The organism is Staphylococcus sp. AC872 (assembly GCF_979255425.1).
On record NZ_CEEDKW010000051.1, the window covers coordinates 1 to 277 of the forward strand.

Here is a 277-nt window from a genome sequence, read left to right on the forward strand (position 1 = left end):
GGGACTTGACGAACAGCTCGCCGTCGACGAGCACCTCGGCGTGCCGGAAGGTCACGGTCTGCCCCCGTGTGCCGCGGATCTTCGCGCTGATGACTCCGGCAAAATTCTGTCCGAGGTCGTAGACGATCTCTCCACTCGGCGCCGTGGTGGAGGACACGGGCTGCAAAATCTGCTGGGCGCGCACGGGGAGTCCGTACTGGGCCACGATGTCGGGTTGCGACTTCGGCACCGTGAGGTCGGCTGCTTTCCACCGCTGATCGCCGGGCTCGAAGGTCGC

The 277-nt window shown here is 66.1% G+C and carries 1 protein-coding gene; it reads right to left on the reverse strand.

Features of this window, described 5'->3' with window-relative positions:
* Positions 1-277, reverse strand: a 277-nt coding sequence (locus ACZ267_RS12885) for a family 78 glycoside hydrolase catalytic domain (RefSeq protein ID WP_463680344.1), incomplete at both ends; no start/stop codon positions are given.